General features: G+C 71.6%; 17 protein-coding genes and 1 tRNA gene. 16 read left to right on the top strand and 2 right to left on the bottom strand.

Annotation, left to right across the window (positions count from 1 at the left end; translation table 11 throughout):
- Nucleotides 1-11 precede the first annotated feature (11 nt).
- Nucleotides 12-734 carry a MazG nucleotide pyrophosphohydrolase domain-containing protein gene (locus tag ABD770_RS02310; RefSeq protein ID WP_344817877.1) on the top strand — a complete coding sequence of 241 codons (723 nt, stop codon included), beginning with the start codon at nucleotides 12-14 and terminating at the stop codon, nucleotides 732-734.
- 127 nt (nucleotides 735-861) lie between these two features.
- The gene (locus tag ABD770_RS02305) at nucleotides 862-2127 is read left to right on the top strand and encodes a histidine--tRNA ligase (protein ID WP_344819850.1); all 1266 of its coding nucleotides are present in this window, start codon (nucleotides 862-864) and stop codon (nucleotides 2125-2127) included.
- A 28-nt stretch (nucleotides 2128-2155) separates the two neighbouring features.
- On the opposite strand, the gene ABD770_RS02300 is transcribed toward ABD770_RS02305, so the two are convergent.
- On the bottom strand, nucleotides 2156-3388 hold the full coding sequence (locus tag ABD770_RS02300) for an APC family permease (RefSeq protein WP_344817876.1): 1233 nt from the start codon (nucleotides 3386-3388) through the stop codon (nucleotides 2156-2158).
- Between the two features lie 99 nt (nucleotides 3389-3487).
- On the opposite strand from ABD770_RS02300, the gene ABD770_RS02295 reads away from it, so the two are divergent.
- The 12 genes from ABD770_RS02295 (at nucleotide 3488) to ABD770_RS02240 (ending at nucleotide 13139) form a co-directional block, all read left to right on the top strand.
- Nucleotides 3488-3736 (top strand): hypothetical protein, encoded by a 249-nt coding sequence (locus ABD770_RS02295; RefSeq protein ID WP_344817875.1) that lies wholly within the window; start codon nucleotides 3488-3490, stop codon nucleotides 3734-3736.
- Nucleotides 3733-4278 (top strand): hypothetical protein, encoded by a 546-nt coding sequence (locus ABD770_RS02290; protein WP_344817874.1) that lies wholly within the window; start codon nucleotides 3733-3735, stop codon nucleotides 4276-4278. The genes ABD770_RS02295 and ABD770_RS02290 overlap by 4 nt, the downstream gene beginning before the upstream one ends.
- Before the next feature lie 88 nt (nucleotides 4279-4366).
- Nucleotides 4367-4723 carry a GntR family transcriptional regulator gene (locus ABD770_RS02285; protein WP_344817873.1) on the top strand — a complete coding sequence of 119 codons (357 nt, stop codon included), beginning with the start codon at nucleotides 4367-4369 and terminating at the stop codon, nucleotides 4721-4723.
- Nucleotides 4713-5741, top strand: a complete 1029-nt coding sequence (locus tag ABD770_RS02280; protein WP_344817872.1) for a DUF1648 domain-containing protein — start codon at nucleotides 4713-4715, stop codon at nucleotides 5739-5741. The genes ABD770_RS02285 and ABD770_RS02280 overlap by 11 nt, the downstream gene beginning before the upstream one ends.
- Nucleotides 5742-5755: 14 nt before the next feature.
- Nucleotides 5756-6715 (top strand): CPBP family intramembrane glutamic endopeptidase, encoded by a 960-nt coding sequence (locus ABD770_RS02275; protein WP_344817871.1) that lies wholly within the window; start codon nucleotides 5756-5758, stop codon nucleotides 6713-6715.
- 51 nt (nucleotides 6716-6766) lie between these two features.
- Nucleotides 6767-7177 carry a DUF4260 family protein gene (locus tag ABD770_RS02270; protein WP_344817870.1) on the top strand — a complete coding sequence of 137 codons (411 nt, stop codon included), beginning with the start codon at nucleotides 6767-6769 and terminating at the stop codon, nucleotides 7175-7177.
- Nucleotides 7174-7701, top strand: a complete 528-nt coding sequence (locus ABD770_RS02265) for a TetR/AcrR family transcriptional regulator (RefSeq protein ID WP_344817869.1) — start codon at nucleotides 7174-7176, stop codon at nucleotides 7699-7701. The genes ABD770_RS02270 and ABD770_RS02265 overlap by 4 nt, the downstream gene beginning before the upstream one ends.
- 65 nt (nucleotides 7702-7766) lie before the next feature.
- Nucleotides 7767-9047 carry a phosphopyruvate hydratase gene (gene eno / locus ABD770_RS02260; RefSeq protein ID WP_344817868.1) on the top strand — a complete coding sequence of 427 codons (1281 nt, stop codon included), beginning with the start codon at nucleotides 7767-7769 and terminating at the stop codon, nucleotides 9045-9047.
- Nucleotides 9048-9090: 43 nt separating this feature from the next.
- Nucleotides 9091-9648 (top strand): FtsB family cell division protein, encoded by a 558-nt coding sequence (locus tag ABD770_RS02255; RefSeq protein WP_344817867.1) that lies wholly within the window; start codon nucleotides 9091-9093, stop codon nucleotides 9646-9648.
- Nucleotides 9649-9697: 49 nt separating this feature from the next.
- Complete coding sequence (locus ABD770_RS02250) at nucleotides 9698-10231, top strand: DUF501 domain-containing protein (protein ID WP_344817866.1); 534 nt, start codon at nucleotides 9698-9700, stop codon at nucleotides 10229-10231.
- The gene (locus tag ABD770_RS02245) at nucleotides 10228-11595 is read left to right on the top strand and encodes a S8 family serine peptidase (RefSeq protein ID WP_344817864.1); all 1368 of its coding nucleotides are present in this window, start codon (nucleotides 10228-10230) and stop codon (nucleotides 11593-11595) included. Before ABD770_RS02250 ends, ABD770_RS02245 begins: the two co-directional genes overlap by 4 nt.
- A 20-nt stretch (nucleotides 11596-11615) precedes the next feature.
- On the top strand, nucleotides 11616-13139 hold the full coding sequence (locus ABD770_RS02240) for an NAD(P)/FAD-dependent oxidoreductase (RefSeq protein ID WP_344817862.1): 1524 nt from the start codon (nucleotides 11616-11618) through the stop codon (nucleotides 13137-13139).
- A 73-nt stretch (nucleotides 13140-13212) separates the two neighbouring features.
- Here ABD770_RS02240 and ABD770_RS02235 read toward each other — a convergent pair.
- Nucleotides 13213-13285: transfer RNA gene (locus ABD770_RS02235), tRNA-Leu, on the bottom strand.
- 87 nt (nucleotides 13286-13372) lie between these two features.
- Between ABD770_RS02235 and ABD770_RS02230 the strand changes: the two genes are divergently transcribed.
- Both ABD770_RS02230 and ABD770_RS02225 read left to right on the top strand, forming a co-directional pair.
- Nucleotides 13373-14626, top strand: a complete 1254-nt coding sequence (locus ABD770_RS02230) for a type III PLP-dependent enzyme domain-containing protein (protein WP_344817861.1) — start codon at nucleotides 13373-13375, stop codon at nucleotides 14624-14626.
- Nucleotides 14623-15936, top strand: a complete 1314-nt coding sequence (locus tag ABD770_RS02225) for a D-arabinono-1,4-lactone oxidase (RefSeq protein ID WP_344817860.1) — start codon at nucleotides 14623-14625, stop codon at nucleotides 15934-15936. Before ABD770_RS02230 ends, ABD770_RS02225 begins: the two co-directional genes overlap by 4 nt.
- Nucleotides 15937-15962: the final 26 nt, after the last annotated feature.

Below are 15962 nucleotides of genomic sequence, written 5' to 3'. Positions count from 1 at the left end.
GAGGAGGGCCCATGACGGGTTCGCGGGAGGACGTCGATCCTCTGAAGGTGACCGACCCGCTGCGCGCGGCGGCCGAGACCATGCGGCAGGTGCGGGAGCGCTGCGTCTGGTCGCAGCGGATCACGCACCGGGACCTCGTCCCGTACCTCATCGAGGAATCGCACGAGGTCATCGACGCCGTCGAAGCGGGGGATCGCGCGGGACTGCGCGAAGAGCTCGGCGACCTGCTGTGGCAGGTGCTGTTCCATTCCGCCGTCGCCGCGCAGGATCCCGACGACCCGTTCGACATCGACGATGTGGCGCGCGGGCTCGCCGAGAAGATGGTGCGACGGCATCCGCATGTCTTCGCCGGGGCCGTCGCCACGACCCCGGAAGAGGTGCTCGTGCACTGGAACGCGGCCAAGGCCGCGGAGAAGAGGGAGCGGCGCAGCGTGCTCGACGGCGTGCCGCGCGGGATGCCCGCGCTGGCGCGCGCACAGAAGGTGCTCGGGCGGGCGGCGACGATCCCCACGGCACCCGCCCCGCCTCCCGACACCACCACCGGTGCGGGTCCGGCCTCCGAGGCGGAGCTCGGCGACGCCCTGCTGCGCCTGGTCGCACGGGCTCGCGAGCGGGGGTGGGATGCCGAGCGCGCTCTCCGCGAACGAGTGCGCGCGCTGGAGGCCGAGGTGCGCGCCGCAGAGGCGGCGGACCGCGCTGCTGAGGCGGTCGGCCGCCCTCGGGGAGAAGCCTGAGTCTGCTCCAGCGCCCCCGGGGGACCGGCGTTCGGCTTCCCTGCGAGGGGATGACGCGGTGTGGGATAGGGCGGGTGCGACGACCTGGGAAGATGGACGGGTGGCAAACGTGAACCCGCCGCGCGGCATGCGCGACTTCCTCCCCGCTGACAAGGCCCGTCGCGAGCGCGTGCTCGCCGTCATCCGCGACCGCTACCGCGCGCACGGCTTCGACGAGATCGAGACCCCGGTGGTCGAGGAGTACGACCGGCTGCATGCGGGGATCGGCGGCGACAACGAGAAGCTGTCGTTCAACATCCTGCGCCGCGGGCTGGACGCGGAGGCGATCCGCTCCGGCGCCGAGGACCCCGCCGTCCTCAGCGACCTCGGTCTGCGCTACGACCTGACCGTGCCGCTGGCCCGGTTCTACGCCACCAACCACGGCCGGCTGCCCGCGGTGTTCCGCTCCATCCAGATCGGTCCGGTCTGGCGCGCCGAGCGCCCGCAGAAGGGCCGCTACCGCCAGTTCGTGCAGTGCGACATCGACATCATCGGCGACGGCACCTCCCGCGCGGAGGCCGAGCTGATCGTCGCCTCCCTCGACACGATCGACGCCCTGGGACTTGCGGGTGGGATCGTGCGCGTCAACGACCGCCGTGCGCTGGAGTGGATGCTGGACTCCTTCGGCTTCACCGACGAGGAGCGCCCCGGAGTGCTCATCACGATCGACAAGCTCGACAAGATCGGCCCGGACGGCGTGGCCGCCGAGCTGCGCGAGCGCGGGGCCACCGCATCCGCCGTGGACGCCTTCGCCGCCTTCCTCCTGCGCCCGCAGACCATGGAGCACGATCCGTACGGCGAGCGGCAGATCCGCACGGCGCTGCCCGAGGGCGCGCCCGACGAGCTGGTCGCGCACCTGGTGGGTCTGGGCGAGGCCGTGGTCGCGGCACGTCCGGATGCCGGGGAGCCGCCGCTGCAGTACGACCCGTTCCTCGTGCGCGGCATGGGTTACTACACCGGCACGATCTTCGAGCTCGCGCACCCCTCGGTGAGCTATTCGCTCGGTGGCGGCGGGCGCTACGACGGCATGATCGGCCGATTCCTCGGCCGGCAGGTGCCGGCCGTCGGCTTCTCGATCGGCTTCGAGCGCATCGTCGACCTCGTGGCGGCTCAGCAGACGGATGCCGCGCAGGCGGTCGTGCTCGTGCACGACGCGGATGTGCCGGTGGCGGAGCTGGTCGCGCACAAGACGACGCTGCTGCGCGACGGCGGTGCGGTGCGTGTACGCCTGGAGCGCCGCACGAAGAACCTCAAGGCGCTGCTGGAGCGGGCGGCGGCCGACGGTTACACGGGCTTCGCGTCCGTGCGCGCGGGCGACGCTCCGGGAGCGACCGAGGTCCGGCCGCTGTCCTGACGTCGGATCGGGAGCGCGGCGGGCACCCTCAGCGGGTGCGTGTGAGGCGCAGTCTCAGCATCCGGTACGCGAGGCCGCACAGCACGACCAGCGAGCCGATGAGCGAGGCCACGGGTGGCAGCGTGCTCACCAGCACGAGGCATCCCAGTGCGCCGAGCACCTGCAGTGTCTTCGGGAACCGCCGCGCGTCGGCGCCCTGTCGGAAGGCGGAGGCGTTGGCCAGCAGGTAGTACAGCAGCACGCCGAACGACGAGAAGCCGATCGCGCCGCGCAGATCGGCGATGAGCACGACGACGATGACGATGACCCCGATCGTGATCTCGGCGCGGCGGGGCACCTGCCAACGGGCGTCGACCGCCGACAGCCAGCGGGGGAGATCCGCCTCGCGCGCCATCGCGAGGGTGGTGCGTCCGATCCCCGTCAGCAGTGCGAGCAGCGCCCCCAGGGATGCGGTGGCGGCGGCGATCCGCACGACCGGGCCCGCCCAGGTCCAGCCGGCCGCGGCGACGACATCGGCGACCGGGTGCGCGCTGCCGGTGGCATCCGATCCCAGCACGAGCATGACCGACAGGCCGACCAGCGCGTACACCACGATCGCGCCGCCGAGCGCGAGGACGATCGCGCGCGGGATGCTGCGGGCGGGGTCGGCGACCTCCTCGCCCATCGTCGCGATCCTCGCGTATCCGGCGAAAGCGAAGAACAGCAGCCCGGCCCCCTGCAGCACCCCGTAGACGGTGGCGTCGGGCAGGGGAGCGGGGGAGGCCCCGGGGGCGGAGGAGACGCCGGCTGCCACGACGACGGCCAGACCCAGCAGCGAGACGACGACGAGGATGCGGGTGAGCAGCGCCGTCCGCGTCACGCCGAAGCAGTTCACGGCCGCGAGGGCGGCCACGGCGAGGGCGGCGACGGGGACGCGCCACCCCTCCGGCGCCGCGTAGGCGGCGAAGGTCATCGCCATGGCCGCGCAGCTGGCGACCTTGCCGATCACGAAGCACCACCCGGCCGCGAACCCCGCCCAGGGGCCGATCTCCGCCCGGGCATAGGAGTAGGTGCCGCCGGACACCGGATGCACGGCCGCGAGCTGCGCGGACGAGGTGGCGTTGCAGAACGCGACGACCGCGGCGAGGGCGAGGGCGAGGAGGATCCCGGACCCGGCGGCACCCAGGGCGGGAGCCCACACGGCGAACACGCCGGCTCCGATCATGGATCCGAGACCGATGGAGACGGCGTCCGTCAGGGTGAGGCGGCGGGCGAGGGGCATTCGGTCATGCTGTCACCGGCAGGTGAACATCCGGTGACGACTCAGCCATATGTCAAGAAGAACTTGACAGGGTGAGCGTGTCAATGTTCAATTGACACCATGAACACATCATCTGCATCGAAGACCGCCACCGTCACCATGCTCGTCGGCGCCATCGTGGGGATCGTCGGGGGACTCGCGCTCCTTCTCGTCGCCATCGAACTGGGGTGGCGAGGGTTCGGCGGAGGCTTCGCCGTCGGCGCCGGCATCGGGCTCGCGATGGCGGGCGCCTTCTCCTGGGGGCTGATGGTCGGGACGCGCCGTGGCGCACGCGGGATGTGGCGCCCGAGTCAGGACGCCGCGCAGTGACCGACCTCGCCGACGAGATCGCCCGCGCGATCCTCGCGGACGCGGGACTGGCAGCGGAGTCGGCGACGGATGCCGGGACACAGCCCGACGGTGAGGCGTTCCTCGCCCTCATCTCCGCGAGCGCGAGAGCCGAGCGCGAGGTGTCGGGTCTCATGCAGCGCTCGGTGTCCTCCGCGCGCGCCATGGGCGTCAGCTGGGCGCGGATCGGCGGGGAGCTGGGAATGACCAGGCAGGCCGCGCAGCAGCGCTTCGGCCGCGCCGAGGCCGCCGAGACGCCGGGAGAGCGGTGGCTGGGCCCCGTCACCGCCTTCGACGAGATGGCCGAGCTCGAGATCGCGGGCCGCCAGGGCTGGCACACCGTGGAGGCGCAGCTGTTCTCGCACCGCATGGTCCGCACGCCCACGCAGTGGCAGCATCGCCGCACGCTGTGGCGCGGGCTGCTGGCCCGTGAGCGGGCGGAGGGCTGGGAGATCGGATGCCGGGCGTTCCCCTGGTTGTATCTCGTGCGCGACACCGGCATCCCCGCCGAGACGCCGGAGTGAGCCGAGGGAAGCGCCCCGGGATCACCGTGCTCCGTCTTGCGCAGACACCTCCAGTTGTTATAGTTAAGCTATAACAACTGGAGGTGAGATGCTCATCCGAATCGACCCCGAGAGTCCTGCAGCGCTGTTCGATCAGGTGGCCGCCTCCGTACGCGCCGATGTCCTCGCCGGCCGACTCGTGCCCGGTGACCGGCTGCCCTCGGCGCGCGAGGTCGCCGCATCGGTCGACATCAACGTGCACACGGTCCTGCGCGCCTATCAGCAGCTGCGCGACGAGGGCCTGATCGATCTGCGACGCGGTCGTGGCGCGGTGATCGCCGCATCCGCGGCACCCCTGGCCGACCTCGCCGGCGACCTCGCCGACCTCGTCCGCCGTGCCGATGAGCTCGGCATCTCCCCGACCACCCTCGCCTCCCTCCTGAAGGAGTCCTCGCATGACGGATGACGTCCGCCGATCCCGCAACGCGTTCCTCGTCGTGGGGGTGATCCTCCCCCTGGCGATCGTCGTCGTCTCCACCGCCGTCATCGCGACCTGGCTCCCTGAGCTGCCCGACCCCATCGCCACGCACTGGGGGACCGGAGGCGTCGACGGCTTCGGTCCGAAGTGGGCGGCGATCGCGCTGCCCCTCGGTCTGGGAGCAGGCATGGTGGCGCTCATGGCGCTGCTCGGCGTCTTCGGGCACCGGCTTCCGCAGAGCGGCGCGAAGCCGCAGGTGCAGGCGTGGGGACCGATGTCCCGTCTGCTGGGCGGGATCGGGCTGGGCTCCGGTCTGCTCGCCTCCTGCGCGGGGCTCGTGACCGCGGGGGTGCAGCGCGGGCTCGCCGACGCGGCCGACGCCCCCGACATCGGCGGCTGGATGCTGCTGTCGCTGGGGCTGCTGGTCGTCGGCACCGTCCTGGGCTGGTTCCTGCAGCCGCGCTCGCCCGAGCGCCGCGCCGGCGAGGGCGAGGGCGAGGCGGTCGAGGGGATCCCGCTGGCCGCGACCGAACGGGCGGCCTGGTTCGGCACGGCGATGATGGCGCGCGGTGCTGTCATCGCGCTGTCCGCCGCAGTGCTGCTGACCGTGCTCCTCTCCTTCGCGGTCTTCGCCGAGGAGGCGGCCGGAGGCTGGATCATGCTGGGCGTCAGCGCCCTGCTGATCGTCCTCACCGTCACCATGCTCGTGTTCCGGGTGCGAGTGAACGCCGCGGGGCTGCGGGTCCGTTCGGTACTGGGCTGGCCGAGCACCCGCATCCCGCTCGAGGCGATCACGAAGGTCGAGGTCGTCGACATCGCCCCGATGGCGGAGTTCGGCGGCTGGGGCTGGCGCTTCGGCCCCGACGGCCGCCGCGGAGTCGTACTGCGCGCCGGTGAGGCGCTGCAGGTGACCCATGAGCGGGGCAGGATCTTCGTCGTCACCGTCGACGGCGCTCAGGAGGCCGCATCCGTGCTGGAGAGCCTGCGGGAGCGGGCCGGACGATGACACAGGAGAAGAACATGAACGACGAGAGCAGCACACCCCGCATCCCACCGCTCGCGACGGGGGCCTTCCTCGTCCTGGCGCTCGGCCTGGCATGGCTGGTCGCGCTGCCGCTGTGGCTGGGCCCTGGTCTGGCGACGCCGCTGGCCTCGCCCCTGCTGAGCGTGATGATGTACACGCCGGCCGTGGCCGTGCTGATCGTGATGCTGGTGCTGCGACCGGTTCCCCAGGGCCAGCGGCTCCGCTTCCTCGGCATCTGGCCGCTGCGACCGGCGAAGCGCGTGGTCTGGCTGAGCGTGATCGCGGTGTTCGGCACCTTCCTGGTCGTGTTCCTCGCGCTCGCCATCGCTGTCGCATTCGGGTGGATCACGCTCGACCTGGTGCATTTCTCCGGCTTCGCCGAAGCGCTCGCGGCAGGCCCTGCGGGTGCTGCGGAGCTGCCTCCGCCAGGGCTGCTGGTGCTCGTGCAGCTGATCGCGATGCCGTTCGCCGCCGTCACGGTGAACGCGCTCGCCGCCTTCGGCGAGGAGCTCGGCTGGCGCGGATTCCTCGTGCCCGCGCTGCGGCAGCACGGCACGTGGCCCGCGCTGCTGATCAGCGGCGCGCTCTGGGGACTCTGGCATGCGCCCATCATCCTGCTCGGCTACAACTTCGGCCGCACCGACATCACGGGCGTGCTGCTCATGATCGCCGGGTGCATCGCGTGGGGCGTGCTGCTGGGCTGGCTCCGCCTGCGCAGTGCATCGATGTGGCCCGCGGTGTTCGCGCACGGCGCGCTGAACGCGGCCGCCGGCATCCCCTTCGTGCTGCAGGCGGCCGGGACCCCCGCCGACCCCGCGCTCGTCATCGCGCTGGGCGCCTCGGGCTGGATCGCAGGCGCGGTCGTCGTGGTCGTGCTGCTGCTGACCGGGCAGTTCCGAAGGCAGCCCCAGCTCGCCGGACCGCGAGCGCCCCAGCCGCCCGTCCCGCAGCGCTGACGCGCCGGGGAGTGGTTGACCCGTCGAAGCCAGGCTAATAGTATTAGCCGCATGATCTCACGCGCCGCATGGGCCCTCGCCGCACTGCTGTCGCTCACCCTGCTGGTCTACGAGTCCGTGACGTACGGCTGGGCGATGGGCGCGACGGTCGTCGTGTTCCTGCTCCTGCCCGACATCGCCCTCATCGGCGGGTTCGATCCCGTGCGCCCCGGAAGACTTCGGGTCTCGCACATCCCGCTCTACAACGCCCTGCACCGCCCGTGGGCCGGGCTGGCCCTTCTCCTCCTCGGCGCCCTGGTCACGCTGCCCGCGATCGGGGGCGTCGAAGGCGGGAAGCTCATCGCGGCGGCGGGTCTCGCCTGGATCGCGCACATCGCTGTCGACCGCGCGGTGGGGTACGGGCTGCGGGATGCCGAGGGAGCCGTCCGCGGTTCGCACGGCCCCACGCCGTGCCGGGCGTGAGTGCGCGCCGCGAGCAGATCCTCGATGTCGCCGAGCGCGTGCTCGAGGAGGTCGGGCTCGATCGTTTCGGCATCGGCGAGCTGGCCCGGGCCCTCGGCATCAGGCCGCCGAGCCTGTACAAGCACTTCGCCTCGCTGGAGGAGATCCAGCACGCGCTCATCTCCCGCGCGCTCCGCCGGCTCGGCGACGCCCTCGCCGATGCGACGGAGCTGGCCGGGTTCTGCCGGGTCTATCGGGCGTGCGCTCTGGGCGCACCGCAGCTGTACCGGCTGATGACGGATCGGCCGCTGAACCGCGGCCTGCTCGACCCCGGCGCGGAGCCGGCCGGCATGGCGGGCATCCTGCGGCTGTTCGGGGAGACCGAGTCCCGGCATCCGCGCGCCCGCGCCGCCTGGGCCGGCGCGCACGGACTCGTCTCCCTGGAAATCGCCGGGCGCTTCCCGCCCAGCGCCGACCTCGATCAGTCCTGGGCGGAGCTGGTCGCGGCCTTCGCGAAACACCCCGGGGCGCCGAAGGGCGCATGACTAGACTGAACCGCGGATCGACGTCGCTCCACCCAACCCTTCTCTCCCTGAACAAGGAGCACACCGTGGCACTGATCGAGGCTGTAGGCGCACGCGAGATCCTGGACTCGCGCGGAAACCCGACCGTCGAGGTGGAGGTGCTGCTCGACGACGGCATCGTGCAGCGCGCCGCTGTCCCCTCCGGGGCCTCCACGGGCGCCTTCGAGGCGTACGAGCTGCGCGACGGAGACAAGAGCCGCTACGGCGGGAAGGGCGTCCTCAAGGCGGTCGAAGCCGTCATCGACGAGCTCGGTCCGGCCATCGAGGGAGTGGATGCCGCCGAGCAGCGCGTCATCGACGGCATCCTCATCGACGTCGACGGCACAGAGAACAAGAAGCGCGTCGGCGCCAATGCCATCCTCGGCGTGAGCCTCGCCGTCGCCAAGGCCGCGGCCGACTCGGCCGACCTGCCGCTGTTCCGCTACCTGGGCGGCCCCAACGCCCACCTGCTGCCGGTCCCGCTGTTCAACGTCATCAACGGCGGCGAGCACGCCGACAACGGCATCGACTTCCAGGAGTACTTCCTCGCCCCGATCGGCGCGGACACCTACTCCGAGTCGCTGCGCTGGGGCGTGGAGACGTACCACGTGCTCAAGAGCGAGCTGAAGGCCGCCGGATTCAACACCGGCCTCGGCGATGAGGGCGGCTTCGCCCCCGATCTGCCCAGCAACCGCGAGGGCCTGGAATTCCTGCTCAAGGCCATCGAGAAGGCCGGCTTCACCCCGGGCAAGGACATCGCCGTGGGCCTCGACGTCGCCGCCACCGAGTTCTTCTCCGACGGCGTGTACCGCGTCGAGGGCGGGGAATGGTCGGCCGAGCAGCTCATCGAGTACTTCGAGGGCCTCGTGCGCGACTTCCCGATCGTCACGATCGAGGACGCGCTCGCCGAGGACGACTGGGACAACTGGAAGTCCCTCACCGACGCGATCGGCTCCAAGGTGCAGCTGGTCGGCGACGACCTGTTCGTCACCAACCCGAAGCGCCTGGCCGACGGCATCGCGCGCGGCGTCGGCAACTCGCTGCTGGTGAAGGTCAACCAGATCGGCACTCTGACCGAGACCTTCGACGCGGTCAGCCTCGCGCACCGTGCCGGGTACACCGCGATGCTCTCGCACCGCTCCGGAGAGACCGAGGACACCACGATCGCCGACCTGGTGGTCGCGACCAACTCGGGCCAGATCAAGACCGGTGCGCCCGCTCGCAGCGAGCGCGTCGCGAAGTACAATCAGCTTCTGCGCATCGAGGAGGAGCTGGGCGACGCGGCCGTGTTCGCCGGCCGCTCGGCGTTCCCGCGCTTCCAGGGCTGACCACGGACCCTGACCTCGCAGACCGGACGACGAAGGGGGAGCTGTGCCACGACGACCGGCTCCCCTTTCCCCGCCCTCGCGGCCCCGCGGTCCGAGCGAGGACGCGCGGCGCGCGACGGCTGCGAAGCGCACTCCGCGTCGGTCCGTTCGTGACGGGACCCGCGGGGTCGACGTCCGTGAATGGACGGGCGGCATCAGGCTCTCCGGCTTCGCCGTCATCATGCTCTCCCTCGTCGTGCTGGGCACCTGGGTGCTCGTGCCCTCGATCGGCACCTATCTCGACCAGCGGCAGAAGATCGCGGCGCTGGAGCAGTCCGTGCGCCTGAGCGAGGACCAGATCGCCGATCTCGAGGCCGAGCGCACGCGCTGGGAAGATCCCGCGTACATCGTCACGCAGGCGCGGCAGAGGCTGTACTACGTCAAGCCCGGCGAGGTCGTGTATCTCGTCGACAACGACCTGGATCCGGCGGACATCCCACCCGCGCAGGACGCTGTCAGCGATGAGATCCAGGAGCGGCCCCACGACTGGATGCCGCAGCTGCTGCGCAGCCTGACCGCCGCGGGGCTGGCGGGCACCGCGTCTGCTGAATCCGCCCGATGAGACTCCTCCTGCTGGGGCTTCACACAGGTCATGCCCCTACGCTGGAGGGGTGACGACCCCGCCGTACGAGACGCCCACCGCAGTCGAGATCGACGTCGTGTCCAGCCAGCTCGGGCGCGAAGCGCGAGGCGTCGTCGGCATCGCCGCCCGCTGCGTGTGCGGCAACCCGACCGTCGTCGCCACGGCGCCCCGGCTGGGCGACGGCACGCCGTTCCCCACGTTCTACTACCTCACCCACCCCGCGGCGACGACGGCCATGTCGACGCTGGAGGCCGCGCGGGTGATGCCGGAGCTGGCGGCGATGCTCGAGGACGAGGCCGTCGCGGCCGCCTATCTCGCCGCGCATGAGAGCTATCTCGAGGATCGCGCACGGTACGGAGAGGTCCCCGAGATCGCGGGGATCTCCGCCGGCGGCATGCCCAGCAGGGTCAAGTGCCTGCACGCCGTGGCCGCGCACGCCCTGGCCGCGGGTCCCGGTGTCAATCCCATCGGCGACGCCGCGCTGGAGCGCTCGACCTGGTCGCCGCAGCGCTGCGCGTGCGTCCGCCCCGGTGCCGCACTGTCGGCGAGCGGGTCGGAATGACCGTGCACCGGATGCTGTCGTCCATCGTCGCGAGCGCGGCGCTGGCGGCATCCGTGCTTCTGGCGGCATCCCCGGCCGCGGCCGCTGCGGGAGCCGCCCCGGTGCAGACGGAGACCCCCACCCCCGCACCGACGCCGACCGCGACGCCGCCGCCCATCCCCGACGACCCGACCGACCCCGTCCGGGCGCAGGAGTACTGGCTGGACGGTGCGCGCATCCGGGACGCCTGGCGCGTCACGCGCGGCGAAGGCGTGACCATCGCGATCATCGACACGGGCATCGGCGAGCCTCCCGTGATGTTCGACCGGGCGGTCGCGGGCGGCACCGACGTCTCCGGCAACGGCAGTGCCGACGGCCGCACCCCGGTGGGGCCGCTCAACGTCAACCACGGCACGTGGGTGGCATCGGTGGCGGCGGGGCGGGGCAATCCCGACGGGACGGGGATGATCGGCGTCGCCCCCGAAGCGGAGCTGCTGTCCGTGTCGCTGGGCTTCGGCGCCTCCGCCGCCGTGCCGTTCGTCGATCAGGTGGCCGAGGCCATGCACTGGGCCGTCGACCACGGTGCCGACGTCATCAACCTGTCCTTCACCACCAACACCCTCGACTGGGACGAGAGCTGGGATGAGGCGTTCCTGTACGCCTTCGACCACGACGTCGTCGTCATCGTCGCGGCCGGCAACCGCCGAAGCGGTACCTCGATCGTCGGAGCGCCGGCCACGATCCCCGGAGTGCTGACTGTCGGCGGCGTCGATCAGACCGGCACCGCGAGTCTGGACGCGTCCACGCAGGGGATCACCATCGGGATCTCCGCTCCCAGCGAGTCGCTGCTGGGGATGTCGGCCGACGGCACGCTCGTGACCTGGGACGGGACCAGCGGAGCGGCGCCCATCGTCGCCGGAGCCGCCGCGCTGGTGCGCGCCGCGCATCCCGACCTGGACGCCGTGGGCGTCATCAACCGGCTGATCAGGACCGCCATCCCGGTCCCGGAGATGCGCAGCGCACCCGATGTGCTGTACGGCTACGGGCTGCTGGATGCGAACGCCGCCGTCACGGCATCCGTCCCTGAAGCGCGCGTGAACCCGATGGGGGATCTGCGCGACTGGATCCGCGTGCATCGTCGTGCGGCCTCGCCGTCCGAGCCCGAGCCGACCGCCGCGCCGGCACCGGGCGCGGTGCCCCCGCTGCCCGCCGCCGACCCGCCCAGTGCTCCCGGCTCCCCCCTGCTCCCGTCCGAGGAGACATTGCGTTATGGGACTCTCCCGCTTCTCGCACTCACAGTCCCTGGTATTGTGATAGCGCTTGGCGTCACCGCTGCTGCCCGGCGCATCCGAACGGAGCGCGGTCGACGCACTCCCATACCTTGACGACGAGGAGTTGTCCCCCTGTGCCTCAGAACAGCACTGCACCCCGCATTCTGATTGTCGGTGGAGGCTACGCAGGTTTCTACACCGCATGGAAGCTCGAGAAGCACCTTCGCAGAGGCGAAGCCGATGTGACGCTGGTGGATCCGCTGCCGTACATGACCTACCAGCCCTTCCTCCCCGAGGTCGCCGCCGGCTCCATCGAGCCCAGGCACGCGGTGGTCGCGCACCGTCGACACCTCAAGCGGACCAATGTCGTGACCGCCAAGATCACCGGGATCGACCACGCGAACAAGGTCGCCACCATCAGCCCGTCGATCGGCGAGCCGTACGAGTTCGCCTATGACCAGATCGTCGTGACCGCCGGCGCCGTCTCGCGCACCTTCCCGATCCCCGGCATCGCCGACAACGCGATCGGGCTGAAGACCATCGAAGAGGCTGTCGCCGTGCGCGACAAGCTCCTCGCGAACTTCGACAAGGCGGCATCCGTCCCCGCCGGGCCCGAGCGCGACCGTCTGCTGACCGTCGTGGTCGTCGGCGGCGGCTTCGCCGGCATCGAGGCGTTCGCAGAGCTGCGTTCGCTGGCCTCGTCGCTCGTCGCGAAGTACCCGCAGATCTCCTTCGAGGACACCCATTTCCACCTCATCGAGGCCATGGGACGCATCATGCCGGAGGTGTCGCTGAAGACCAGCGAGTGGGTGCTCAAGGACCTCGCCCGGCGCGGCGCGAACGTGCACCTGGACACGCAGGTCACGGGTGCCGTCGACGGCGACGTCGAGCTCTCCACGGGCGAGGTCATCCCCACCGACCTGATCGTCTGGACCGCGGGCGTCATGGCCAACCCCACCGTCGTGCGCGGCGGCGACCTGCCCGTCGAGGAGCGCGGTCGCATCCGCACTCGCGCCGACCTCCGCGTCGGCACCCCCGAGGAGTTCGTCGAGGGCGCCTGGGCGGCCGGTGACGTCGCGGCGGTTCCCGACCTGACCGGCGGTGGCGTGGGCGGCTACTGCGTGCCCAACGCGCAGCACGCCGTGCGCCAGGCCAAGCGGCTCGCCAAGAACCTCGTCGCCGTCCTGCGCGGCGAAGGCACGAAGGACTACTTCCACAAGAACCTCGGCGCCGTCGCGGGCCTGGGTCTCTACAACGGCGTGTTCCAGTCCGGCAACGTCGCCCTGAAGGGCTTCGTCGCCTGGGTCGCGCACCGCGGCTACCACGGCCTGGCCATGCCCAGCTGGGAGCGCAAGTGGCGCGTGCTGTGGGGCTGGTGGAACAACCTGTGGCTCGGACGCGACATCGTCAACCTCGAGACCGTGCAGCAGCCCCGTGAGGTGTTCGAGCAGTTCGCGGCGCGTCCGCGCCCGAAGACGGATGCCGCACCCGCTGCGGGTCCGGCGAAGGACGCCGCCAAGCCCGCGGCGGCCAAGAAGGAGACCGCGAAGGCTGCGGCCGACGAGCCTGCGGCGAAGAAGGACGCCGCCAAGCCCGCCGCGAAGAAGCCGGCGGCCAAGAAGGCTCCTGCCAAGGAGGCCGTCGACGCCAAGGCCTGACTGAAGTCGGCAGAAGGACCCGTCGAGAGCCGTCTCGACGGGTCCTTCCGTCATCTTGTCCGCGACCCCGCGGTGCCCCCACCGGGATTCGAACCCGGACTGAAGCGATTTTAAGTCGCCTGCCTCTGCCGTTGGGCTATGGGGGCCGCAGGGCCAGCCTATCGGGGCGACGTCGGATGCGACGATGTCCCGTGCACGGTGAATCCGAGTCCCGGACGTCGTAGGGTGGGGGAGTGCTCGACCTCACTGATGACCAGAGCGTGACCGCCGACCGGACCGCCGCGTCCGGCGGCGCCCCGTGGCGCGACGAAGCACGCTGGTGGCGCATGCTCACCGAGGCGACCGCGCACCTGCCCGCGCCCGTGGCCGTCATCGAGAAGGACGCGCTCCGCCACAACGCGATGGATCTGCTCGTGCGCGCCGGCGGGATCCCCATCCGCGTCGCCACGAAGTCCGTGCGGGTGCGCGCCGTCCTCGACGCCGTACTCGCCATCCCCGGCTTCCGCGGGCTCCTCGCCTTCACCCTCCCGGAGGCGCTGTGGCTCGCTGAGGAGCATGACGACATCGTGCTCGGCTATCCGAGTGCCGATCGCGCGGCGCTCTCCGCGCTGCTGAGCGATGAGCGGCTCACCTCGCGCATCACGCTCATGATCGATGACCTCGCGCACCTGGATCTCATCGATGACGTCGCCGCGCCCGGCAGACGGCCCGAGGTGCGCGTCGCCATCGACGTCGACGCCTCGTTCAAGGCACCGGGCCTCGGTCACCTGGGCGTGCGGCGCTCACCACTGTTCACCGCGGCGGATGTCGCCGGGTTCGCCCGCCAGGTGGTGCGCCGTCCCGGGTTCCGGCTCGTCGGACTGCAGATGTACGAAGCGCAGATCGCGGGGCAGCCCGACGCCGTCGGAGCGGACGCGCCCGTCGTCCGGATCGTGCAGGCGCGCTCCCGGGAGGAGCTGCTCGTGCGTCGCGCGCAGATCGCGGACGCCATGCTCGACGTCGCCCCGCTCGAGTTCCTCAACGGCGGCGGGACCGGCTCGCTGGAGTTCACCGGCAGCGACCAGTCGCTGACCGAGGCCACCGCCGGCAGCGGTCTGCTGGCCGGGCACCTGTTCGACGGGTACAGGTCCTTCCGACCCGCCCCCGCCACCGCGTTCGCGTTCGACGTGGTGCGCAAACCCGCCGCGGACATCGCCACCGTGCTCGGCGGCGGCTGGATCGCCTCCGGCCCGGCAGTCGCCTCCCGCCAGCCCCTCCCGGTGTGGCCGCCGCGGCTGCGCACGCTCTCGCGCGAGGCCGCGGGGGAGGTGCAGACACCGCTGCAGGGCGTCGCGGCGCGCGGACTGAAGACCGGGGACCGGGTCTGGTTCCGCCACGCGAAGAGCGGGGAGCCCGCCGAGCGCGTGCACGGCTACCATCTCGTCGCCGGTGGCGAGGTCGTCGACGAGCTGCCCACCTACCGCGGCGAGGGGAAGGCGTTCCTGTGACCCGGCCCGGCGGGACCTGGCAGAACTGGGGCCGCTCCGCATCCGTGCGGCCGGTGCGCGTCGAGCGTCCGCGCACGCCCGAGGGCGTGCAGCGCGCGGTCAAGGCCGCCCTCGACCAGGGACTGACGGTGAAGGCGATCGGCGCCGGTCACAGCTTCACGGGCATCGCCGTCGCGCCGGGCGTGCTGCTCGAGCTCGACGACCTGCAGGGGCTGGTCAGTGCGGATGCCGAGACCGGGCGCGTCACGCTCCTGGCCGGCACGCGCCTGCACCGCGTGCCGGCGCTGCTGCGCCCATACGGGCTCGCGATGGAGAACCTCGGCGACATCGATCGGCAGTCGATCTCCGGCGCCATCTCGACGGGAACCCACGGCACGGGCACGGGCTTCGGCGGCATCGCCACGCAGGTGCGCGGACTGACCCTGGTCACCGCGGAGGGCGAGCTGCTGCGCATCGATGAGACGCACAACAGCGAGATGCTGCCCGGCGCCGTGGTCGGGCTGGGCGCCCTCGGGATCATCGTCGAGGTGACCCTGCAGTGCGTGCCCGCTTTCGTGCTGAGCGCCGTGGATGAGCCCGCCCCGCTCGACGAGACGCTCGCGAGCGTGCATGAGCAGGCGGCCGCCGCCGACCACCTGGAGTTCTACTGGCACCCGCACACCGATGTCGCGCTGAAGAAGACGCAGACCCGGATGCCGGAGTCCACGAGGCGACAGCCCATCCCCGCCGTGCGGCACTGGCTCGACGAGACGGTCCTCACCAACGGCGTCTTCCGGGTGTTCTGCGCGGTGAGCAGAGCGGTGCCCGCCGTCATCCCGCCCTTCAACCGCCTGGCCGTGCAGGTCACGGGGGACGCCCGCTACAGCGACGCATCCCACCGCGTGCTCATCCACCGTCGCACCGTGCGCTTCCGCGAGATGGAGTACGCGCTGCCCGCGGAGAACCTGGTCCCCGCGTTCGACGAGCTGCGGCAGCTGATCTCCGCACGGGGCTGGCGCGTCGAGTTCCCCGTCGAGGTGCGTTTCGCGGCATCCGACGACCTCTGGCTGTCCACCGCCTCCGGACGCGACAGCGCCTACATCGCGGTGCACCGCTACTGGCGCGTCGATCCGCGCGAGTACTTCGATGCGGTCGAGCAGATCATGCTCCACCACGGCGGCCGACCGCACTGGGGCAAGCTGCACAGCCTCGGCGCCGAGCAGCTGCGCGAGCGCTATCCGCATTTCGATGACTTCCTCGCGCTGCGGGATCAGCTGGACCCGCAGCGCGTGTTCGGCAACCGCCACCTCGAACGGATCCTCGGGGCGTGAGCACAGTCCGCCGCCCAGCCCATCTG

Source organism: Microbacterium soli (assembly GCF_039539005.1).
Classification (GTDB): domain Bacteria; phylum Actinomycetota; class Actinomycetes; order Actinomycetales; family Microbacteriaceae; genus Microbacterium; species Microbacterium soli.
This window is presented reverse-complemented; position numbering and strand designations above follow the sequence as displayed.

What these genes read in the sequence shown, in the direction of transcription:
- ABD770_RS02310 (WP_344817877.1), top strand. Translation starts at nt 12, where the DNA reads ATGACGGGTTCGCGGGAGGACGTCGATCCTCTGAAGGTGACCGACCCG.
- ABD770_RS02305 (WP_344819850.1), top strand. Translation starts at nt 862, where the DNA reads ATGCGCGACTTCCTCCCCGCTGACAAGGCCCGTCGCGAGCGCGTGCTC.
- ABD770_RS02300 (WP_344817876.1), bottom strand. Translation starts at nt 3,388, where the DNA reads ATGCCCCTCGCCCGCCGCCTCACCCTGACGGACGCCGTCTCCATCGGT.
- ABD770_RS02295 (WP_344817875.1), top strand. Translation starts at nt 3,488, where the DNA reads ATGAACACATCATCTGCATCGAAGACCGCCACCGTCACCATGCTCGTC.
- ABD770_RS02285 (WP_344817873.1), top strand. Translation starts at nt 4,367, where the DNA reads ATGCTCATCCGAATCGACCCCGAGAGTCCTGCAGCGCTGTTCGATCAG.
- ABD770_RS02280 (WP_344817872.1), top strand. Translation starts at nt 4,713, where the DNA reads ATGACGGATGACGTCCGCCGATCCCGCAACGCGTTCCTCGTCGTGGGG.
- ABD770_RS02275 (WP_344817871.1), top strand. Translation starts at nt 5,756, where the DNA reads ATGAACGACGAGAGCAGCACACCCCGCATCCCACCGCTCGCGACGGGG.
- ABD770_RS02270 (WP_344817870.1), top strand. Translation starts at nt 6,767, where the DNA reads ATGATCTCACGCGCCGCATGGGCCCTCGCCGCACTGCTGTCGCTCACC.
- ABD770_RS02245 (WP_344817864.1), top strand. Translation starts at nt 10,228, where the DNA reads ATGACCGTGCACCGGATGCTGTCGTCCATCGTCGCGAGCGCGGCGCTG.